This is a genomic window from Bifidobacteriaceae bacterium (assembly GCA_031281585.1).
GTDB lineage: Bacteria > Actinomycetota > Actinomycetes > Actinomycetales > WQXJ01 > JAIRTF01.
The window spans coordinates 1-20,621 of sequence record JAITFE010000051.1 but is presented as its reverse complement, the minus strand read 5'-3'; the positions used below and the strand labels follow the sequence as shown (position 1 = coordinate 20,621).

General features: G+C 67.3%; 18 protein-coding genes, 1 tRNA gene and 1 riboswitch. Of the genes, 12 read left to right on the top strand and 7 right to left on the bottom strand.

The window, feature by feature from the left end:
- Positions 1 to 172: 172 nt before the first annotated feature.
- Positions 173 to 1,174, top strand: a complete 1,002-nt coding sequence (gene holA / locus LBC97_05520; protein MDR2565511.1) for a DNA polymerase III subunit delta — start codon at positions 173 to 175, stop codon at positions 1,172 to 1,174.
- Here holA and rpsT read toward each other — a convergent pair.
- On the bottom strand, positions 1,171 to 1,434 hold the full coding sequence (gene rpsT, locus LBC97_05515) for a 30S ribosomal protein S20 (protein ID MDR2565510.1): 264 nt from the start codon (positions 1,432 to 1,434) through the stop codon (positions 1,171 to 1,173). The genes holA and rpsT overlap by 4 nt on opposite strands.
- A 165-nt stretch (positions 1,435 to 1,599) precedes the next feature.
- On the opposite strand from rpsT, the gene LBC97_05510 reads away from it, so the two are divergent.
- From LBC97_05510 to LBC97_05485, 6 genes are all read left to right on the top strand, one after another.
- A complete protein-coding gene (locus LBC97_05510; GenBank protein MDR2565509.1) occupies positions 1,600 to 2,187 on the top strand; it encodes a thioredoxin domain-containing protein in 588 nt (195 codons plus the stop codon).
- Positions 2,188 to 2,189: 2 nt separating this feature from the next.
- Complete coding sequence (gene lepA, locus LBC97_05505) at positions 2,190 to 4,007, top strand: translation elongation factor 4 (protein ID MDR2565508.1); 1,818 nt, start codon at positions 2,190 to 2,192, stop codon at positions 4,005 to 4,007.
- A complete protein-coding gene (hemW, locus tag LBC97_05500) occupies positions 4,004 to 5,134 on the top strand; it encodes a radical SAM family heme chaperone HemW (protein MDR2565507.1) in 1,131 nt (376 codons plus the stop codon). Before lepA ends, hemW begins: the two co-directional genes overlap by 4 nt.
- A gap of 138 nt (positions 5,135 to 5,272) precedes the next feature.
- Positions 5,273 to 6,235: a DUF1963 domain-containing protein gene (locus LBC97_05495; protein MDR2565506.1), complete on the top strand. Its 963-nt coding sequence runs from the start codon at positions 5,273 to 5,275 to the stop codon at positions 6,233 to 6,235.
- Between the two features lie 36 nt (positions 6,236 to 6,271).
- Positions 6,272 to 6,345, top strand: a tRNA-Val gene (locus tag LBC97_05490).
- 91 nt (positions 6,346 to 6,436) lie between these two features.
- Positions 6,437 to 7,135, top strand: coding sequence for a TIGR00266 family protein (locus LBC97_05485; GenBank protein ID MDR2565505.1), 699 nt, complete (start codon positions 6,437 to 6,439; stop codon positions 7,133 to 7,135).
- Between the two features lie 43 nt (positions 7,136 to 7,178).
- Here LBC97_05485 and LBC97_05480 read toward each other — a convergent pair whose 3' ends face one another.
- The 5 genes from LBC97_05480 to LBC97_05460 form a co-directional block, all read right to left on the bottom strand.
- Positions 7,179 to 8,402: an HNH endonuclease gene (locus LBC97_05480; protein MDR2565504.1), complete on the bottom strand. Its 1,224-nt coding sequence runs from the start codon at positions 8,400 to 8,402 to the stop codon at positions 7,179 to 7,181.
- Between the two features lie 90 nt (positions 8,403 to 8,492).
- Positions 8,493 to 9,773, bottom strand: coding sequence for a type II toxin-antitoxin system HipA family toxin (locus tag LBC97_05475; protein ID MDR2565503.1), 1,281 nt, complete (start codon positions 9,771 to 9,773; stop codon positions 8,493 to 8,495).
- Positions 9,770 to 10,030 (bottom strand): helix-turn-helix domain-containing protein, encoded by a 261-nt coding sequence (locus LBC97_05470; protein ID MDR2565502.1) that lies wholly within the window; start codon positions 10,028 to 10,030, stop codon positions 9,770 to 9,772. The genes LBC97_05475 and LBC97_05470 overlap by 4 nt, the downstream gene beginning before the upstream one ends.
- Positions 10,031 to 10,313: 283 nt before the next feature.
- The gene (locus tag LBC97_05465) at positions 10,314 to 10,547 is read right to left on the bottom strand and encodes a hypothetical protein (GenBank protein ID MDR2565501.1); all 234 of its coding nucleotides are present in this window, start codon (positions 10,545 to 10,547) and stop codon (positions 10,314 to 10,316) included.
- Positions 10,548 to 10,765: 218 nt separating this feature from the next.
- Positions 10,766 to 11,416 (bottom strand): NAD(P)H-binding protein, encoded by a 651-nt coding sequence (locus tag LBC97_05460; protein ID MDR2565500.1) that lies wholly within the window; start codon positions 11,414 to 11,416, stop codon positions 10,766 to 10,768.
- Positions 11,417 to 11,463: 47 nt separating this feature from the next.
- On the opposite strand from LBC97_05460, the gene thrC reads away from it, so the two are divergent.
- Genes thrC through LBC97_05440 form a run of 4 tightly spaced genes read left to right on the top strand, consistent with a single transcriptional unit; the run spans position 11,464 to position 15,626 of the window.
- Positions 11,464 to 12,879, top strand: a complete 1,416-nt coding sequence (thrC, locus tag LBC97_05455) for a threonine synthase (GenBank protein ID MDR2565499.1) — start codon at positions 11,464 to 11,466, stop codon at positions 12,877 to 12,879.
- Between the two features lie 42 nt (positions 12,880 to 12,921).
- Positions 12,922 to 14,109, top strand: coding sequence for an SPFH domain-containing protein (locus LBC97_05450; GenBank protein ID MDR2565498.1), 1,188 nt, complete (start codon positions 12,922 to 12,924; stop codon positions 14,107 to 14,109).
- Positions 14,110 to 14,112: 3 nt separating this feature from the next.
- The gene (locus tag LBC97_05445; protein ID MDR2565497.1) at positions 14,113 to 15,198 is read left to right on the top strand and encodes a TFIIB-type zinc ribbon-containing protein; all 1,086 of its coding nucleotides are present in this window, start codon (positions 14,113 to 14,115) and stop codon (positions 15,196 to 15,198) included.
- Positions 15,198 to 15,626 (top strand): hypothetical protein, encoded by a 429-nt coding sequence (locus LBC97_05440; GenBank protein MDR2565496.1) that lies wholly within the window; start codon positions 15,198 to 15,200, stop codon positions 15,624 to 15,626. The genes LBC97_05445 and LBC97_05440 overlap by 1 nt, the downstream gene beginning before the upstream one ends.
- A 23-nt stretch (positions 15,627 to 15,649) precedes the next feature.
- Here the strand turns inward: LBC97_05440 and LBC97_05435 are convergent, their stop codons facing one another.
- Positions 15,650 to 17,077: a hypothetical protein gene (locus LBC97_05435; protein ID MDR2565495.1), complete on the bottom strand. Its 1,428-nt coding sequence runs from the start codon at positions 17,075 to 17,077 to the stop codon at positions 15,650 to 15,652.
- A 241-nt stretch (positions 17,078 to 17,318) separates the two neighbouring features.
- Positions 17,319 to 17,530: riboswitch (cobalamin riboswitch) on the top strand.
- A gap of 39 nt (positions 17,531 to 17,569) precedes the next feature.
- On the opposite strand from LBC97_05435, the gene metE reads away from it, so the two are divergent.
- The gene (metE, locus tag LBC97_05430; protein MDR2565494.1) at positions 17,570 to 19,843 is read left to right on the top strand and encodes a 5-methyltetrahydropteroyltriglutamate--homocysteine S-methyltransferase; all 2,274 of its coding nucleotides are present in this window, start codon (positions 17,570 to 17,572) and stop codon (positions 19,841 to 19,843) included.
- The last annotated feature ends 778 nt before the right edge of the window (positions 19,844 to 20,621 follow it).

Here is a 20,621-nt window from a genome sequence, read left to right as displayed (position 1 = left end):
CGCCTACAAGGCGTTATTCCGATCACGATCCGGCGGCTATTGCGTCACAATTCTGCGGCTTTTCGATCACGACGAGGACACTGTTATGTGAATAATCTGCGTTCCTCCTGTGACGGGTTTGGCAAACGCTGCTCCGGGCCCGGTGTCGGAGGGACGTGAGAAGCTAGTTGCCATGGCTGAGACCCGACGCGCCGTCCCGTGGGACCGGATCGAACCCGACCGCCTGGTGCTGGTCCTCGGTCCGGAGGATCTGCTGGCGGACCGGGCCGTTCAGCGGCTTGGACGTCTGGCCCGGGAGGAGCATCCCGAACTCGACTTCGCCACCATCGACGCGGCCGAGGCGTCCCGTGACGCGCTAGTGGGGGCCGCCAGCGGCTCTTTGTTCGCGGACTACACCGTTGTCGTGGTGGAGCGGGGAGAAAAGGCCAACGGCGATTTCTTGGACGGCGCGCTGGCCTACCTCCGCGCGCCCAGTCCGGAGGCGATGGTGGTTTTCCGCCATGCAGGCGGACGTTCCGCCAAGAAGCTGATCGACGCTCTGCGGGGCGCCAAAGCCGCCGAGGTGGACGCGAGCCCCATCCGTTCCGACCGCGACAAGGAGGCTTTTGTGAAGGCCGAGTTCCGCCGGGGCGGCCGAGGCGCGGACGAACGCGCCGTCAGGGCCCTGGTGGAGGCGGTGGGATCAGACCTGCGCGAACTGGCCTCGGCGGTGGACCAGATGATGGCCGACTCGACGGGGCCCATCACAGCCCAGTTGGTGGACCGCTATTACGGGGGACGCTTGGAGACCACGGTTTTCAAAGTCGCCGATGCCGCCGTGGCGGGCCAGGTGGGAGAGGCGTTGCGTTTGGCCCGTTACGCGTTGGGAGCCGGGGTTGACCCGGTCCCCATGATCGGGGCGTTGGCCGGCAAACTGAGAACCATGGCGAAGGTGGGCGGCGCGCTGGCCTCCGGCCTGAACCCGGTCAAGGACCTGGGCATGAACAGCTGGCAGGTGGACCAGGCCAAGAGGGTGCTGCGGAACTGGGACGGGGCCGGCCTGGGGCGCGCCATCCTGGCGGTGGCGCAAGCAGACGCCCAGGTCAAAGGGCTGGGCGGGGCGAGTTCGAAAACCGCCCGGTACTACGCGGTCGAGCGCGCCATCATCGCGGTGGCTGGCGCGGCCGGCCGTTAGCTCATCGCGCCGACTTGGAGCGCCAGCGCCGACTTGCGGTTCGCGGCTTGGTTCTTGTGGATCACGCCCTTGGAGACCGCCTTGTCCAGCTTGCGGGAGGCCACGCGGAGCGCCTCGGCCGCCTTTTCCTTGTCGCCTTCGGTGATCGCCTCACGGGTGCGGCGGACGTAGGTCTTCAGTTCGGACTTGACGGCCTTGTTGCGCAGCCGCCGCTTCTCGTTGGTGCGGATGCGCTTGATCTGGGACTTGATGTTTGCCACGTTTGGTGTCTTCCTTGTTGTCTAGCTATAGCCAACCGGTTATGGTACCAGGCTCCCAGATGGTGGGACGCCCGCCCGCGTCGCTCGTTCCCGGTAACCTGGTGGCTAACCTGTCTGGGAATCCGGCCCGCACACGGGTGAACCGTCAAACAGGAGGCATGAAGCGTGATCTCAATTCCGGGAATCGTTGTTGGACCCGGCGGCAAGGCTCTGGCCAGCATCGACGATGAGGCGATGCGCCCGCCCACTCAAATCGACGTGTTCGTCGACTACATGTGCCCTTATTGCCGCCGCTTCGAGCGCGACAACGGGGAGGCCATCCAGGAGTTGGTCGACCATGACGTCACCGCCCTGGTGATGCATCCGATCTCGATCCTGGATCGCCTTTCGCACGGCGCGTTGTACTCCACCCGCGCGGCGGCCGCCGCCTACGCGGTGGCGGCTGGCGCCCCCGACAAGTTCGGCGACTTCAACACCGCCTTGTTCACCCACCAGCCGGCCGAGGGCAGTCAGGGCCTGTCCGAGCCGGAGTTGGAGAACCTGGGTCACTCGATCGGGATTGAGCCGAAGGTGACCCGCACGTTCGCCGACAAGCAGTTCTTGACCATGGCGACCGCGAACACGCAGGCGGCGATCGACTTGGGCCTGCAGGGCACGCCGACGGTGCTGCTGGGCGGGCATCATCAAAAGACCTTCCAGTGGGACGGGACGCGGCCAATCGCCGAGGCTTTGGGGTCAATGGCCGCCCGCTAGGATTGCGCCTTGTGTCGAGTGCCAAGCTGATCCGCAACTTCTGCATAATCGCGCACATCGACCACGGCAAATCGACGCTGGCGGACCGCATGCTCCTGAAAACGGGAGTTGTGGACCAGCGGGTCATGCGGGACCAGTACCTGGACCGCATGGACATTGAGCGCGAGCGCGGCATCACCATCAAGTCGCAGGCCGTGCGGATGCCCTGGACGGTGGGGGGCCAGGAGTACACGCTCAACATGATCGACACGCCCGGCCACGTGGACTTCTCCTACGAGGTCTCGCGGTCGCTGGCCGCCTGCGAGGGCGCCGTCTTGTTGGTCGACGCCGCCCAGGGCATTGAGGCGCAGACGCTCGCCAACCTTTACATGGCGTTGGAGGGCGACCTCGACATCATCCCGGTCCTGAACAAGATCGACCTGCCCGCCGCCCAGCCGGACAAGTACGCGGAGGAGCTGGCGCACCTGATCGGGGGCAGTCCGGACGACTGCCTGCGGGTGTCCGGCAAAACGGGGGAGGGCGTGGAGGAGCTGCTGGACGGCATCGTGCGCCAAATCACCCCGCCGGCGGGGGACGCGGACGCCCCGGCGCGCGCGCTGATCTTCGACTCGGTGTACGACACGTACCGGGGCGTGGTGACCTACGTGCGGGTCGTGGACGGCCATCTGAGCGCGCGCGAGCGGATCGCCATGATGTCTACCAAAGCCAGTCACGAGTTGTTGGAGATCGGCGTGATCGCCCCGGAGCCGACCCCGACCACCGGGCTGGGCGTGGGGGATGTCGGCTACCTCATAACCGGGGTCAAAGACGTGCGCCAGTCGCGGGTCGGGGACACCGTCACCGGTTCGACCCGGCCGGCCACCCAGGCGTTGGCCGGCTACCGCGACCCCAAGCCGATGGTCTTCTCCGGGCTTTACCCAATTGACGGGTCGGATTACCCGGCTTTGCGCGACGCTTTGGACAAACTGAAATTGAACGATGCCGCTTTGACCTTTGAGCCGGAGACTTCCGCCGCGCTCGGCTTCGGTTTTCGTTGCGGCTTTTTGGGGCTGCTCCATTTGGAAATCATCCGGGAGCGCCTGGAGCGCGAATTCGGGCTGGACCTGATTTCAACCGCTCCGAACGTGGTTTACGAGGTGACCCTGGACGACGGGTCCGTCCACCAAGTCACCAACCCTTCGGAGTTCCCCACCGGGAAGGTCGCAGCGGTGCGCGAGCCGATTGTGCGCGCCACCATTCTTTCGCCGAGCGACTTCACCGGCGCGATCATGGACCTGTGCCAATCGCGGCGCGGCACCATGCTGGGGATGGACTATCTGTCGCAGGACCGGTTGGAACTGCGCTACATCCTGCCGTTGGCGGAAATCGTCTTCGACTTCTTCGACCAATTGAAGTCCCGCACCAAAGGTTACGCCTCGCTTGACTACGAGCCGGACGGCACCGCGGAGGCGGACCTGGTCAAGGTGGACATCCTGCTTCAAGGCGAGCAGGTGGACGCGTTCTCGGCGATTGTCCACAAGGACAAGGCCTACGCCTACGGCGTGATGATGGTGGGCCGGCTGCGCAAGCTGATTCCCCGCCAGCAATTCGAAGTGCCCATCCAGGCGGCGATCGGGGCCAGAGTGATAGCGCGGGAGAACGTCCGCGCGTTGCGCAAAGACGTGCTGGCCAAATGCTACGGTGGCGACATCACCCGCAAGCGGAAACTGCTGGAGAAGCAAAAGGAGGGCAAGAAGCGGATGAAGATGGTCGGGCGGGTCGAAATCCCGCAGGAGGCCTTCATCGCGGCGCTCGCCTCTGACTCCGATTCGCCGAAGTGACCGGCGCCCCGCCTTTCCACGTTTACATCCACGTGCCGTTTTGCGCCCGGCGCTGCGGCTATTGCGACTTCAACACCTATGTGGCCGGGCCGGAGGCGCAACGGGCTTTTGTCCGGCAGGCCATGGCGGAGTTGGAGTTCGCCCGGAGGGAACTAGGCCCGGCGGCGCGAGAGGCGGCGGCGGTGTTCTTTGGCGGCGGCACGCCGACTTTGCTGCCGGCCGCCGAACTGGCCGAACTGCTGGGCGCGGTGCGGGAGGCTTTTGGAGTGGCGCCCGGCGCCGAAATCACCGCCGAGGCGAACCCGGACACGGTTGGCCCGGCCTACCTGGACCGGTTGGCGGCGGCCGGGTTCACGCGCTTGTCGTTGGGTATGCAGTCGGCGGTGCCGGGGATCCTGGCGACCTTGGACCGAACCCATGACCCGGCCGGAGTGGCCCTGGCCGTCGCGGCGGCCCGGCGGGCGGGGCTGGACCCCTCCGTGGACTTGATCTACGGCACGCCCGGCGAAAGCCTCGCGGACTGGGAGGCCTCCGTGCGGGCCGCTTTGGACCTGGGCGTGGACCACATCAGCGCCTACGCGCTGACCCTGGAACCGCACACACCCATGGCCCGGCGGATCCGCGCCGGCCAAATGGCGGGAGTCGACCCGGATGAGCAGGCCGACAAGTACGAACTGGCAGACGGTCTTTTCGAGGCCGCTGGCCTGCGCTGGTATGAGATTTCGAACTGGAGCCGCCCCGGCCACGAATCCCGGCACAATCTGGGCTACTGGACGGGCGCGGACTGGTGGGGCGTTGGGCCGGGCGCGCATTCGAGCGTGGGCGGCGAACGATGGTGGAACCTGAAAGCCCCTTCGGCCTACGGCCGCGCGCTGGCGGCCGGCCAACCGCCCAAAGCCGGCGGGGAACGCCTTGATCAGGCCGCTGAGGCGCTGGAACGGGTGATGCTGCGGCTCAGAACGGCTCGCGGCCTGGAGCTGGCCTCCCTTTCACACGCGGCCCGCTTGGCGGTTCCCACCTTGGAGGCGGACGGTTTGATCCAAGTGGTCCCGCCTGACCGGTTGGCGCTGACCAGGCGGGGCCGCCTCCTGGCGGATCTGGTCACCCGCGAGCTGATCACTCGCTGACCGCACGTGGGTGTTGACACGTTAATAACTTCGAAATCGAGTAGCCGTGAGCACGGGGGCCGGACTAGCCTTGCCGGAGCACAAATGGCTGGACCGCGAGCCCGGCGGGGACCAGGACGGGACCGAAGGAACGGCAGAGTGAGTTTTCTTGACCGGTTGTTCGGCGCGGGCGGGACGCCCTCGCCCGTGAGAGGCCTGCCCGTTGAGGGCAGCGCCACTTCCAGCTTCACAACCCAACCGGCTGAGGCGCCAAGCGTGACGGTTTCGGCCACAGTGTTGCCAGCCCCCGAATCAGCGCGGGAACTGAGCGTCGATTTGCGGGCCGCTTGGGTGGCCGCGACCGCCAAAGCGTCGATTGAGCTGGCGCCGGTACCCGGCCGGCCCGGCCCGGTGGACTCGAAGATCGGCGGCCAGCCGTATCTGGCGCCGGGTCAATCGTGGCCCCGCGCCACTGACGGCGGCCCGGCGCTGTTCTTGCTGGCCCAAATCAATCTGGCCCAATTGCCGGCTTTGCCGGGCTTCCCGGCGCGGGGCCTGCTCCAGTTCTTCATCGCCGGGGACGACACCCACGGGATGGACTACCGGGAGCCGGCACACGGCATCGGGCACCGGGTCGTTTTCCATCCCGACCCGCCGGCCGGCGGCTGGGAGGCGGGCAGCGTGGGCCCGGACGTGGAGCGCGCGGTCGAGTACATGGACGTTCCCTTCACGAACGCGGACGGGGTTTGCCTGGCGGGCAGGCTGGCGAACCGGCCCATGCCGCCGGACGACTTCCGGTTCGAAGCCGCCTTCGCGGAGTTCCTGGCGGCCCCGGCGAATCTGGGGTTGGCCGAACGGCTGCGGCGGGCGGAGTCATTCGACCTCAAACGGGCCTTCTCCTCCGCCGGGCACCGCCTTGGCGGCTACCCCCGCTTCGCGCACACCGACCGCAGGATGCGGGGCGACCTGGCCGGCTTTTCCACCCTGCTGCTCCAACTCGACTCCGACGAATCCGCCGGCCTTGTTTGGGGCGACGGCGGGACCTGCGGTTTCTTCATCGAGCCGGAAAGGCTCGCGGCCCTCGACTTCTCGCGCGTCCTCTACTGCTGGGACTGCCAGTAAAGCCGGGCTCGGGTAAACTTGGGCGCCGTTCGCTAGGGGCCCATAGCTCAGTTGGTTAGAGCACCACGTTTACACCGTGGGGGCCGGGGGTTCGAGTCCCTCTGGGCCCACTTTCGTTCTGCGCGCCTTCCCGACACGCGCTCCCGGCCAGACCCGGTGAGGCAGGATAGGGTTAGCCAAAACCCCGATTGGAGAGCACCCATGCGATTCCAGATTGAAACCCACATGCAGTTCCCAATGGCCCGCGTCTTGATGAACCAGGGAGAGGTGGCGCGCATTCAGCGCGGCTCCATGATCTACCGGTCGCCCGGCGTGGAGCTGAACGCCCGGTTGAACGCGTCCGGTGACGGCATCGGGAAATTCGTGCGGGCGGTTGCCCGCAGCGCGGTCTCCGGCGAGTCGACGTTCATAACGGAGGCGGTCTGCCAGGCGCCGATGGGCGAGGTCGCCATCGCGCCGACTTATCCCGGGACCATCGCCCAGCTTGACGTGGGCGCGAACCAGTACCGGCTGAACGACAGCGCGTTCTTGGCGATGGATTCCACAGTCGCGTACACCATGGAGCGCCAAAGCGTCGGAAAGGCGCTGTTCGGCGGCCAGGGCGGTTTCTTCGTGATGGCGACGGACGGCCAGGGGGCGCTGCTGGTCAACGCGTTCGGGTCGATCACCGAGATTCCACTGAACAACGCGAACGGCTTCGTGGTGGACAACCGCCATGTGGTGGCGTGGGACCGGAACCTCGATTACCACATCGAGTTGCAGAGCGGCTTCTTCGGGTCGATCGGCACGGGCGAGGGCCTGGTCAACGTGTTCCGGGGCACGGGCAAGATCCTGATCCAGAGCCTCAACCTGGAAACCTTCGCCGCGTCGATCAACCCCTTCTTGCCGACCCGCAGCTAGAGACCGGCCGCCTCTGGCGCCACGGCAGAGTGCGCGAAATCAATCAGGTGTGCGGTGTGGTGATGGTGGCTTGACCGGTGTTGGGGTCGTGTTGGTGGCGCCAGCCGTGGTGGGTTTTCAATTGGTGGTGGGCCTTGCAGAGGAGTTGGGTGTTGGCGCCGGTGGTTTGGGTGTTGGCGGGTCTGGCCGGGTCGAAGGGGACGCGGTGGTCGGTTTCGCATCGTCCGGGCGGGGCGGAGCAGTTCGGGACGCAACAGCCTTGGTCGCGGGCCTCTAGCAACGCCCGGAGCTTGGGGCCGGCCTGGTAGGTGTTGTCCGCCAAGGTGTTGGCGGGCCAGTCCCCAGGGCGGGGGATTGTCCCGGGCGGGTGGACGCGGTCGCCGAGCCCGATGATCCTGCCGGCGTCTTCGACCAGGGCCTGCCAAGTGGCGTCTTCGGCGATTTGGCGGGCGATGCCGGCGGGAATTGGGGTTTGCCCGCCGAGCAGGGCGGGTGTGTCGATGGCGCCGAGCAGGGCGGTGGCGTTGACGTGGATGAGCAGGTGGGGGCGGGCCATGACCTGGTTGACGGACTTGGCGCGGTCGGCCGGGTCGTCGCAGGGTTTCCAGATGGCGCAGAACGCGTCGAATCCGGCCTGGCGGGCGTCGCACGTCACGCCGGCCTGCCGACAGAAGGCCTGGGTCTTGCGGGCGGCCGCTTCGACGCCGGCGACGACCGCGGCGAGGTCGTGGGCGGGCCCGTAGGCGCGCAGTTCGGCCATCCCGTAGGGGCGGGGGATCAGCCGGACGCCGCGTTTGGCGGCTTGTTGTTCGTGGCCGTTGGCGAACGCGGCCGGGTCGAGCAGGGCGGCGAGCTTTTCGGCCCCGGCCCGGACCTTCCCGGCGGGGAAGCTTTTCGCGAGGGCCAGCCCGAACGACGCCACCTGGGAGCGGACTTCGGGGTTCTGGCTGCGGCCGGCGGCGGTTCGGATGGCCGCGCAGGCCCTGGTCGTCAGCTGGCCGCGCTCTTGGGCGGCAAGGAAGGCGGGGTGGTCCAGGCCTGACTCCCCGGCGGCGGCGAGTTGTCTGGCCTCCGCCCGGGTCATGGCGTTCGAAAGGGCGTGCTCTTCGACGACCGCCCACCCGGCCAGCCCGGACTGGTCCGCGACCCGGGCCGCCTGGGCCAACGACCGTGCCGCCCGGGCCTCCGCGATCCGCGCCAGGCGGGTCTGCTCCGCCGCTTGTCGAAGCAGCGCCCGGATCTCTTGTCGGGGGTTGTCCGGGTTCATAAACCAATCATACAACCGTTGCCCTGTGAACCCAATAGCCAGAAAAATAATGCGCGTCAATCTTCACGTTTCGGCTCGTCTGACGCGGCGTCAGGGCACCGACAAGCGGTCCTGGAGCGTCCGGCTTCGCCGGGCGGCGAGGTCTACAAACTCGCCCGCGAACAACGCCTCCCCGCCCGCAAGACCGGTCTCCCTGGCCGCCTGCGACGCGGCGTCCGGGAAGGTGGCTACCAGCCCCCGCAGCCGTTCCGCGAAACTGTCGGGATCGATTCCGGCGGCGGTTGCTTCGCGCCGCCAATGGCGGGCCGCGATATCCCGGTCGCGGTAGTTGCCGCCAACGCTCATCGCCAGACGGGCCGTCCACTGGTCGGCCAGGTCCGGGTATGGCAGCGCCGAAGCCATGTCGTATCCCGGGGCGAGCGAGGGTCCATCGGGCGAGTGCAGAAGAGAGAAGTTCTTGGCGTGGCCATCGGTCGCGAGCGCAACCCAGTTGAACGCGCACAGGAGCGTGAACTCCCAGACGGCGGCGTCGGCGTCGCCCGCGCGAAGGCTCGCGCGCAAGATGTCGACGACCCGGGTCATGCCAGGGCCGCCGTCGCTCTGGTACTTCAAATCGGGCGGCAGGCCGAACGCTTGCACGAAGTCCTCCTGATGCAGGCGCCGCACCATGCCGTTTGCTTGCGCGCGGTCGTACCGTGCGGCCACGATCGCCGGCTCTCCGGCGAACCAAGCCATCCGGGTATCAGCCACCCGCAGGCCCATAAGGCCAGCCGCCCGCATTGTCAGGTGCTCGGTGAGCGCCTGGCTGGAAAATCCGGTCGCGCCCGGTTTGAGGATGTGGGTGGTCGGCTCGGCGCCCAGTGGCAGCGCCCAGCCGCCATGAGCGTCGGTGAGCGCGAACTTGCCTTGCGCGCCCGCCAACGAGAAGCTCTGGGGCTGTTGCCGCGGGAACATCCAACCGGTCCGGTCACCGCGCAATTCCGCCAGATGCCGGCCGATCTCTTCCTCAGTCAAGGGCGCCCAATCCCGGGGTGCGTCAAGGACGGCGCCGTCTTCGGTGCTGAGTTGAACGCCGCCGGCCGCGTCCAAGCCGACGTTCTCCAGCAGCGCCATCGGACTGGCCGCGCTGACCCCAAATCGCCCCGCCCAACGGCGCACCACGTCCGGGTCGTCCGGCAGCAGACCGGCCAAGTAGTTGACGGGGGCGGGGCCGTCATGGCGTCCTTTGGACTTCGGCAGGCTGAGCGACAGTTCCATCGCGCCGCTACCCTCGGCCCACTGCATGTCGACCTCGAATATGACTCGACCGGTGTCCAACTGGGTGAACCAGCCGGTCCGGATCCCGTCGAGGTAGGCGGTCAGCCGCCTCACCGAGCGGCCTCGGTGTCTTCGGGGCGCAGGTCGATCACGAATCCCAGCAAGTCCATCACCCTGAGCGCGGCGTCCAACCGGGCCGCGCCCGTGCCCTTGCCGTTCTCGAAGCGGTTAACCCACTGGCGGGTGACGCCCGCCTTGGCCCCCAGTTGCGCCTGTGTCCAGCCCCGTTGCGCGCGGCGGTCGCGTGCCAGATTCCCCCAGTCAGCCGGTCGATACGCCCACACGGTGCCCTCCGAAGAAGTACGAATCATGCGACACCGGGCTTGGTGTCACTCAAATCGTACACCGTGAGGGCTTGGGCGCGGCCTGGTCCGAACTGGCCGGTTGGACGCCATACACTCGAATGGTCCGGTTCTTGTCGACGGAAGAAGGCGGCGTCCCGATGACCTGCTAGAGGTGCCACCGCAGTCTGTTCACCTGCGAAATCTGCAAGGGGCATCGCGGCAGCTTGTCGTGCTCGAACTGCAAGAACGCAGGACTGGTCTGCCCCGGCCATGGCGGCTATTGGCAGAGATAGCAGCGGCCCGGCCTCCCCTATTCGAGGCTTCGTATCTCGATCATGCAGTCATTGAGGCGGTTCGCGTAGCTCTGAGCCTGCTCCTTGAGGCGCCGTATTTCTGCCTCGTAGGGCCTCGCCGCTTCGTTGGCGTAACGAGACGGCGAATTTGAGCGCGCGTCATTCGCAAGGTCGTTGTTGCGGCTGACTTGTTGCATGCACCAATCGATTTGCTTTTGCAGTTCAGCGCGCAGCTTATTGAGCTCGGCCAAGCGCTCCCGCTTGCCGCCGCCCTGGTCAGGTCGGCCCTGGCGTAGCCGTTCCCAGCTTTGACGCTTGCCGTCTACCCAGTCGCCGACGTAGGCGGATCCGTCAGGAAGGGGGTTACCTTCGCCCAGCCGGTCTTCTTGCCCTCGGGAACCTCGCCGCTCATGGGGTTTGCCCCTTCATTCGCGTTTGGGGAATCCTGGCCAAACCGCCGGTTTGGCGGTCAGTGGGCCACCGTGAAGCGCTGGCGGCGGTGCGCCGGGCGGTCGACCTCGTCCAAAATCGCGATCGCCAGGTCGTCCGCGGAGATGTTGCTGTTGCCGGACTCGTCGGCCAGGACCACGTCGCCGCCGGTGCGGTAGCGGCCCGTCCGCTCGCCGGGGGCGGACGAGCCGAAGCCCGGCGCGGGGGACACCCCGAACCAGTCCACGCCCACCGGGGAGGCCTCAAGATCGGCCAGGACCTGGGCCATCTCATCCGCCTCCGCCTTGAACGCCGGCGGGAAGCCGGGCAGGTCGGCCAGGCGGGGGCCGCCCGGCTCGGTGAACAAGGAGCCCGCGCCCAAGATGACGCCGAGGCGGAAGCCGAGTGTGTCGGCCAGCGCGATCAGGTCGCCGTCCACCAGGCGCACCTGGCCCAGCATGGGGCCGCGCGGCGACAACGCGGAGATCACCACATCGCTTTCCCCGGCCACCGACTCCAGGAAAACCGGATCCGTGACCGAACCGGCAAGGTAGGCGACTTCGGGGACGTGGCGGACGGCATCGGGCACCTTGCGCGAAATCGAGCGGACCTGGTGGCCCCGGCGGGCCGCCTCCGCGACCACCGCCGCGCCGGCGTAACCCGTCCCGCCCAAGACTGTGATCCTGGCCATTGTCATCCCTCCCCAAGGTAGGCGTCGATTCTACTAGCCTTGGGACCGTGCGCTACGTCTCCACCCGCTCTGCCGCAGGCGACGGCCTGGGCTTTCGCGACATTCTGCTCTCCGGCCTGGCGCCGGACGGCGGCCTTTACCTGCCGGAGCGCTACCCGCGGGTTGGCGACCAGACGCTGGACCGGTGGCGGGAGGTGTTGGACGCCCAAGGCTACGCCGCGCTGGCCGCCGAAATCCTGGCGTTGTTCGCGCCGGATTACCAGCCGGAGGAGATCGCGCGGCTGACTAAAGCCGCGTACACGCCAGAGGCGTTCGGGGACCCGGAGATCGTTCCCGTAACCCACTTGGGGGGAACGCCGCTCTGGCTGGCCCACCTCTCGAACGGCCCCACCGCCGCCTTCAAAGACATGGCCATGCAGTTGATCGGGCAGTTGTTCGAGTGCGAACTGGAGCGGCGCGACACCTGGATGACCGTGCTCGGGGCGACTTCCGGGGACACGGGCAGCGCCGCCGAACACGCCCTCCTGGGCCGCGAGCGCATCCGCGTCGCCATGCTCACCCCACGCGGGCGGATGACCCCGTTCCAACAAGCGCAAATGTTCTCCATCAACGACCCGGCGGTGGCCAACCTGGCGATCGACGGCGCCTTCGACGACTGCCAGGACCTGGTCAAAGCGGTCAACCTGGACGCGGGCTTCAAGGCCCGGTGGCGGATCGGCGCGGTCAACTCGATCAACTGGGCGCGGGTCGCGGCCCAGGTGGTCTACTACTTCGCGGCCTATTTCAGGAGCGGCCAGGAGCGGGTCTCCTTCGCCGTTCCCACGGGCAACTTCGGGAACATCCTGGCGGGCCATGTGGCCCGGGAAATGGGTCTGCCGGTCGACCGCCTGATCCTGGCCACCAACGAGAACAACGTCCTCCACGACTTCTTCGCCACCGGGGTGTACCGCCCGCGCGCCTCCTTCGAAACCTCCAGCCCCTCGATGGACATCTCCAAGGCGTCCAACTTCGAGCGCTTCGTCGCGGATTTGCTCGGGCGCGACGGCGCGCGCCTAGCCCACCTGTTTGGCCAGGTCCTGCCCGCGCAGGGCTTCTTCGACCTGGCGGGCACGCCGGAGTTCGCGGCCGCCGGGGAGCGCTTCGGATTCGTCTCCGGCACGTCCGGCCACGCCGACCGCCTGGCCGCCATCCGCCGGCTGTGGCGCGAACACCAGGTTTTGGTGGACCCCCACACCGCCGATGCCGTGCACGTCGCCTTGGCCCTCCGGGTCCCGGGGCCCGTCATTGTGACCGAGACGGCGTTGCCGGTGAAATTCGCCCAGACCATCGAGGAGGCGATCGGAGAGCCGCCGCCGGTCCCGGCGCGGTTCGCCGGCCTGCTGGACGCCCCCCGCCATGTCTGGGACCTGCCGAACGACGCCGCCATGCTGAAAGCCTGGCTGGCCGAATGGCTGGGCGGATAGGCTTTTAGGCGGCAAAACCCGAATTCGAGAAGGGCGAAGACAATGGGATTGATCCGGGCGGCCATGGGCGCCGTGGGCGGGGCACTGGCTGATCAGTGGATAGACGCGATCGGCGTGCCGGGGGACCTGGTCAAGCAAGACACGTTGCTGATCCGGGGCCAGGCGCTGAGGCAAGACGGGCGGAGCTCCAACGTCAAGGGCACGGCGGACGTGATCACGAACGGATCGCGGATCGTGGTCCCAACCAACACCGCGCTGCTGCTGGTGGACGGCGGCCAGGTGGTGGACGTGAGCACCGAGCCGGGTTATTACACCGTGGACAACGCGGCGCAGCCGTCGGTGTTCGTGGGCCAATGGGGCGACTCGGTGCGCCAAGCCTGGGAGCGTTTCAAATTCGGCGGGACTACCCCGCAACAGCAGGTGGCGCTGTTCATCACGCAGCGCGAGATCAGGGACATCAAGTTCGGCACAAAGCAGGCGATCCAGTACTTCGACACCTTCTACAACTCCGAATTGTTCCTGCGTACTTTCGGCTCCTTCACCATCCTGATCAACAACCCCGTGCTGTTCTTCGCCAACGTTTACGACAAGGCGTCGCCCAGAGTCAATTTCTCCGACATCCACGAACAGTTCCTGACCGAATTCATGGCCAAGCTGACCACCGCGATAGCGCAATTGAGCGGTCAGGGCGTGCGGGTCAGCTCAGTTCAACAACACCAGGGCCTGCTCTCGCAGGTCATGTCGCAGTTGCTGGACGCGGATTGGACGCAGGGCCGGGGTATTGAGATCCTGCAGGTCGCCGTTGAGTCGATCAGCTACACCGACGAGTCGCGCGAGTTGATCAACCTGCGCAACCGGGGCGCCATGCTCTCGGATCCGGCCATCCAGCGCGGCTACGTGGCCGGGACGGTGGCGGACGCCCTGCATGAGGCGGGTGCCAACCCGGAGGGCGGGGCTGGCGGAATGCTCGGCATCGGCTTCGCGGGCGGGGCGGCCGGCGGACTGTTCGGGGGCCCCATTGTGCCGCCGGCGCCCGGGGCTCCGGCCGTGCCGCCAAACCAGCCGCCGCCCGGCACTCCGGTGGCACCTGTGGCGCCTGTGGCCCCTGCGGCGGCGGCCCCTGCGGCGGCGGGCGCCCAGACGGCATCGGGACCACGGTTCTGCCCCGACTGCGGGACCCCCACCACGGGAACCAAGTTCTGCGGCAACTGCGGACGCCAGCTGTACTAGTTCATGAGCCAGGCGGTCGACTACAAGTGTCCCAACTGCGGGTCGGCGCTGGTCTTCGACCCGGGGCTGGGCCGCGTGCGCTGTCAGGGGTGCGGCTCGACGTTCGACCCGCCCGCCGCGCCGGTCGAACCCTTGGGCCCGGCCATCTCCGGCGGGGCCAAGGCGGCGGTCGCGGCCCGCGCGGCTGAGGCGGCGGCGCCCACCGGCCTGTCGCAGGTCGAATGCCGTTCTTGCGGCGCGCAGATCGTGGTGGCCACCCAGACGGAGGCCTCCACCACCTGCGCCTACTGCCACAGCCCGGTGGTGCTGGTGGGGCAGTTGTCGGGGGGCCTGGCGCCGGACACGGTGGTGCCTTTCTCGATCCGCGCTGACCAGGCGCGGGAGATCTTCGACCGCTGGATCTCGAAGAAGCGCTACGTGCAAGCCGGGTTCTACTCGCGGCGCCGGATAGACAAGCTGGACGGCGTGTATTTCCCGTATTTCGCGGTGGACGCCCAAGCCGACGTCCAAGTGGAGGGCACAGCCCATTTCACGACTGGCGCCGGCAAGTACCAGCGCGACCACTATTTCCACGTCCTGCGGGAGGGCGAGGTCCAGATTGAGAATCTGCCGCAGGAGGCGCTCCGCGCCAATCGGGCCGACAAGATGATCAATCGCCTCCTGCCCTGGGACATGACCAAACAGGTGCCCTTCGCCCCGCAATACCTGGCCGGGTTCCAAACCGAGCGCCGCGACTTGGACTTCGGGCAGGTGGCGGTGGAGGTTGGCCATCATCTCGACTTGGCCAGCCGCCGCCTCATGGCGACGGACGTGTTCCAGGGCGACAAGCGCCTGAGGGACATGAAACTGTGGGGTGTGACCAAGATTCGGCGCTGGCGCCACCGCTACACCCTGCTGCCGGCCTGGGTGCTCTTTTACACCGCCCCCGGCGGCGAGTTGTATTACTTCGGGATCAACGGCCAAACTGGCGAGGCGGCGGGCCGGCTGCCGATCAACGAGGGCAAGCTGAAACGGGACGCGTTCCTGATCTCGGCGGCCGGCGGGCTGGTGGTGCTCGCGGGACTGGCCGCCATGTTGGCGGGGTTCTGATGCTCAGGCGCGTGCTCTTGGCGGCTGCCGTGGTGTTCGCGGGTCTGGCGAGCGCCGGGATGGCGGCGCCGGAGGTCCTGGCGGCCGATTCGGACGACCGCATCTCAGGCGGGATCATTGTGCTGGGCCTCATGGTGACAGCCGCCGGACCGTGGTTCTACCGTTTGGTCAAGTCAAGGTATTCGCTGACGGACGAGGACGACGAGAAGGACCAGGCCATCGGCTCGTCCTGCGTGGTCCGCCAGGCGCTCCAAAGCCGGGGCCGGGACGACTGGGCGATCTCGCGGCGGTATCTGAAAGCGGGCTCGCCGATTTACGTCGAGTTCGTCGCCCCCAACCAGGTGATCCCCAAGCGGGTCGGCCGGCAGCAAGGCCCGGCGCCTCGCGACACCAGGGCCCAACAAGCCGGAGTGGGCGTCAGCCGCTGACGGCGCCGGCGATGGGCGTGGGTCTACGGCAAAGTGAACAGCGCGTCGATCGACAGGTCCTGCTGAACCGTCTCGGCGTACTGGTTGCGGACCAGCCCATAGGGGGTGCACATCGTCAGGTGGAGAGCCTTTCTTGTGCCGGTGTGTTCCCGGAACAGTTCCCGACGGCGCCGGAGCTGGGCGGCATATGCGGCTGTGAGCGCGTATTCGGCCGATGCGTATTTGAATTCGCACAGGTTGATGACGCCGTCGTCGCGGTCGATCACGAGGTCGATCTGGGCGCCCGGTCCATCCGCTGTCGCCGCCACGCGCCAGCCTGACTGGACGGTGCGGACCGCCGGAATGCCCAGGGCGTGTTTGAGCTGCTGGATGTGGGCGGCAGTCACCTGCTCGAAGGCGTATCCGGCCCAGGCGCTGTGGCGGGGAGTGACAATGAACCGGCTCCAGAATGCCTCGTCGGGAGCACCCGTCATGAACGCGAGGTGGAACAGGCTGAAGAAGTCAGCCAACTTGAAGACGGCTCCCTTCTTGGCGGCGCCGAACGGCGCCGAGCGGCGCACGAATCCGGCGAGCTCCAGTTCCTCCAAGACGGCCGTCAAACCACCACCGTTCGCCACGCCGGGCACCCGGCCGAGTTCCTCGCGCGTCAGGCCGCGCGTCTGCTTGGCGAGGGCTTCAATGACTTGCCGGTGGCGGCCTGACTCCCCGAACAGCGACGCGAGGAGAACGCCGTACTCGCCTTTGAGGGGCGCGTCGGGCGCGAAGCACAAACGGTCGATGTTTTGGGCCAGCCCTTCGGTGCGGTCGAACTGTCTGAGGTAGTACGGCACCCCGCCGAATACCATGTGGGCCTCAGCCATCTGGTAGCGGGTCAACACGATCCCTCGGCTCACGTAGAAGGCCTCCGATTCGGCCAGGGAGAAGGGGCGCAGCGGCAGACGCAACGCGACTCGGTTGTGCAGGCCGCCCTTGTTTCGCAAAAGGTTCTTGACCATCCAGCTTGTGGCAGATCCGCACGCGATCAGGATGACGTCGCCACGGGCGGAAGCGCGCGCGTTCCAGAAGTGCTCCAACGCGGTCAGGAACCCCGACCGGGGGGTCTGAAACCAAGGCAGCTCGTCCAAGAAGATGATCTTCTTGCCAGGCCCAGGGGACCGGTCGATCAGCGCGGTCAAGCGGCGGAACGCTTCCATCCACGTGGCCGGTGGTTTCGTCTCGGGGCTGCCGTAGGTCATGAGCCCCTCGTGGAAAGCCTCCAATTGCGCGGATGTCCCGCCGCGCTCGAGCCCGGAGGCGTAGAACGTGAACGAGCCCCGGAAGAAATGACGGATGAGGAAGGTCTTGCCGACCCGCCGCCGCCCGTAGACGGCAACGAACTCGGACTCGGGAGACGCCAGAGCCCTCTCGAGGACCTTCTGCTCGCGCTCACGTCCAATCAGGAGGTCTGCCACGGCTCTAAACTACCGCTATATCGTGCGGAATCCAAGCTATTGAGGCAGATTCCGCAGCACATAGATCGCAAATGCCCAGGTAAAGTGTCCAGATTTGCGCTTATAACCAGCGGAATCATGGGGACCAGGGGTGATTCCGCAGGATATGGTGAATGGCCCAGGCCGCCCTTGGGAGGCGCTGTCACGCCAGTCGGCCAACGCGCGGACGTGCCTGAGGTTTGCCGTCGCCACCGGCGGCGTTTAGGCTGTGTCCGCGTTTGGTTCGCGCCCGCGCGGTTTTTGGGCGGGCGCGAGGCAAGAGGGAACCCGGTGCGAATCCGGGACTGCCCCGCAGCGGTGAGGAGGAACGACCGCCGTCATTCAGCACTGGGTGAAACACCTGGGAAGCGACGGCCAGTAGGGACCGCAAAACGCCTCCGAGTCCGAAGACCTGCCAAACGTGCGGCCCGTCGCCGATGGGCCGGCAGATCCGGACTCGCGAAGGAGAGCCCCGTGACCACTCAAACGATCGCAACCGTGCTCGGCTACCCCCGACAGGGGCCGCGCCGCGAACTCAAGACCGCAGTCGAGGCCTACTGGGCCGGGCGGAGCTCGGCCGACCAGCTTCTGGCGGCCGCCCGCGAACTCAGGCTCGCCCGCCTGGCCGAGTTGGCCGCCGCCGGCCTGGGGGAGATCCCCGGCAACGACTTCTCGCTGTATGACCACGTGTTGGACGCCGTCATGCTGCTCGGCGCCATCCCCGAGCGGTTCGACCATGCCGTGTCTCGCCTGGACCTCTACTTCGCGCTCGCCCGCGGCACGGAGGGGTTGGAGCCGCTCGAAATGACGAAGTGGTTCGACACGAACTACCACTATCTGGTTCCGGAACTCGGCCCCGACACGGAGTTCGCTTTGGACCCGGCCAAGGTGCTGGGCGAGTTCGACGAGGCGACGGCGGCGGGGGTGGTGACCCGCCCCGTGGTGCCTGGCCCCGTCAGCTTCCTTTTGCTGGCGAAAAGCGTCGAGGCCGGTTTCCGGCCGCTTGAGTTGCTGGACCGGATCCTGCCGCTCTACGTGTCTCTGCTGGCGCAGTTGCGCGAGCATGGCGCCGAATGGGTCCAATTGGACGAGCCCTGTTTGGTGCTCGACCAGCCCGGCGAGGTGCTTGAGCGGGTCGACCACGCCTACGCCGTGCTGGGTGGCGCCGCGAACAGGCCGTCCATTTTGGTCGCCACCTACTTCGACCGGCTTGGCGAGGCCTGGCCGGTGCTCGCCTCGGCGCCCGTCGAAGGCCTGGCAGTCGACTTCACCGGCCCGGCCGCGGCCAACCTGGAGCAACTGGAACGACTTGGCGGCCTGCCCGGCAAGCGGCTGGTCGCCGGACTGATCGACGGGCGCAACGTCTGGGCGGCGGACCTGGGTAAGGCTCTGGCCCTGGCCGAGCGGTTGGCGCCGTTGGCCGGCCGGGTGGACGTGGCGGCATCGTGCTCCTTGTTGCATGTGCCGCTGGACGTGGAAATGGAAACGGTGCCGCCGCAACTGGACGGCTGGCTGGCGTTCGCGCGGCAAAAGCTGGCGGAGGCTGTGACCGTGGCGCGGGGATTGGCGGACGGCCGGGACGGCATCGGGCGAGAATTGGAACGAAGCCGGGCGGCGCTGGAACGGCGGGCGAACTCGCCGTTGACACACGTGGCGGCGGTGCGCGACCGGGTGGGAGAGCGCGGGGCGCCCAGGGCGACGCCATACGCGGAGCGGGCGCGGGAGCAGGCCTGCGCGCTGGGGTTGCCGGAGTTGCCGACCACCACGATCGGGTCGTTCCCGCAGACTCGGGAACTGCGGGCGGCGCGGGCGGCGTGGCGGCGGGGCGCGCTGTCGCAGGCAGACTACGAGGCGGCAATGCGGGCTGAGATCGCGGCCGTGGTCGCGGAGCAGGAGCGGGCGGGCCTGGACGTGCTGGTGCACGGCGAGCCGGAGCGCAACGACATGGTCCAGTACTTCGCGGAGCAATTGGACGGGTACTGGGCCAGCGAGTTCGGGTGGGTGCAGTCGTACGGCAGTCGTTACGTGCGGCCGCCCATCTTGTTCGGGGACGTGTCGCGGCCGGCGCCCATCACGGTGCCGTGGATCACGTACGCGCAGAGCCTGACGGACCGGCCGGTCAAGGGGATGCTGACGGGGCCGGTGACCATGCTGGCGTGGTCGTTCGTGCGGGACGACCAGCCGCTGGGGGAGACGGCCGCGCAGGTGGCGCTGGCGTTGCGGGACGAGGTCTTGGACTTGGAACGGGCGGGCACGGCTGTGATCCAGGTGGACGAGCCGGCCTTGCGGGAACTGCTGCCCCTTCGCCGTGCGGACCGGCCGGCCTATCTGGAGTGGGCGGTCGGCGCGTTCTGGCTGGCCACAGCGGGCGTGGCGGACGCGACGCAGATTCACACGCACATGTGCTACGCGGAGTTCGGGGACATTATGGAGGCGATCGTCGCCATGGACCCGGACGTGATCTCGCTGGAGGCGGCCCGGTCCGGGGCCGGCGTGATCCGGGAGTTGGCCGGTTCGGGACTGGCAGGGGCGGTCGGTCCGGGCGTGTGGGACATCCACTCGCCGCGCATTCCCCCGGTGGAGGAGTTGGCGGGCAAGGTGCGGGCTCTGCGCGCGGCGTTCGGCGCCCGCGCCTGGGTCAACCCGGACTGCGGCCTGAAAACCCGCCGCCCCGAGGAGGTCGAGGCCGCCCTGGCCAACCTGGTGGCGGCGACCAAACTGGTCCGGGCCGCAGTCAACTCGGCTTGAGCCGAGCCGCCATTCTCGAGCCCGGCGAAGCTGGTGCCGAACACGCAAACCCTCACGGTGTGTTCAATGGCCGAAGTGTCAATGGCGAGGTTCTTGCCAGCATGTGGACCCATATGAAGAGCGTTTCCGAGTGCGTTTCCGAGCAAAGAGAGGATTTGGGGAAATCGGTGTTGAGGAACTGTAGCGCGATCGTGGCCGTGATCGCTTCAGGCTTGTGCACCGGGGGAGGCAGGTCACGCCCCGCATCCACGCGCGACACGCCGACAACCACCGACTTTGCGCTCACCCTGGGTGGGAACAGCCTCGGATTCGTCAGCCGTAGCCAGTCGAGAACTGAACACGCGTCATGGATTGTGAAAGGGGAGGTTTTGGGGGACGCCCGCAAGTAGTCCCAAAGGGTGTGGCTCCGCGCCACAGGCCAGTGCCGATACCGCATGTCGTGCTTTTGACTTGCGGCTGACTTCGGCTAGAGTCCAGATTGACGTTTTCGGTTGCGGCGCGCAGGCGCTTTGACGGATTTGGAGGCCACAATGAAAATGCGCGACCAGGCGATGGCGGTGCTGGCGGGGTTGACAAGGACGGCGCTGATATCGACTTTCGCGCTGAGGCTGCCCTAAGTGGCGAAACCCGCACCTTCACCTGCAGACAACGCACAAGAATTGACGTTGTCCGCGGATCGTTCTGAGGTGGACGCGAATGATCCGTATGTGGAGTTGACTGTTGTTCCGTCTAAGAAGGTCGTCGGGCCGTATTACTTGACGGTTTACGATGATTTGGG

Excerpts from the sequence above, each read along its gene's own strand:
- holA (MDR2565511.1), top strand. The coding sequence starts at position 173 with ATGGCTGAGACCCGACGCGCCGTCCCGTGGGACCGGATCGAACCCGAC.
- LBC97_05485 (MDR2565505.1), top strand. The coding sequence starts at position 6,437 with ATGCGATTCCAGATTGAAACCCACATGCAGTTCCCAATGGCCCGCGTC.
- LBC97_05480 (MDR2565504.1), bottom strand. The coding sequence starts at position 8,402 with ATGAACCCGGACAACCCCCGACAAGAGATCCGGGCGCTGCTTCGACAA.
- LBC97_05470 (MDR2565502.1), bottom strand. The coding sequence starts at position 10,030 with ATGATTCGTACTTCTTCGGAGGGCACCGTGTGGGCGTATCGACCGGCT.
- LBC97_05460 (MDR2565500.1), bottom strand. The coding sequence starts at position 11,416 with ATGGCCAGGATCACAGTCTTGGGCGGGACGGGTTACGCCGGCGCGGCG.
- LBC97_05450 (MDR2565498.1), top strand. The coding sequence starts at position 12,922 with ATGGGATTGATCCGGGCGGCCATGGGCGCCGTGGGCGGGGCACTGGCT.
- LBC97_05445 (MDR2565497.1), top strand. The coding sequence starts at position 14,113 with ATGAGCCAGGCGGTCGACTACAAGTGTCCCAACTGCGGGTCGGCGCTG.
- LBC97_05440 (MDR2565496.1), top strand. The coding sequence starts at position 15,198 with ATGCTCAGGCGCGTGCTCTTGGCGGCTGCCGTGGTGTTCGCGGGTCTG.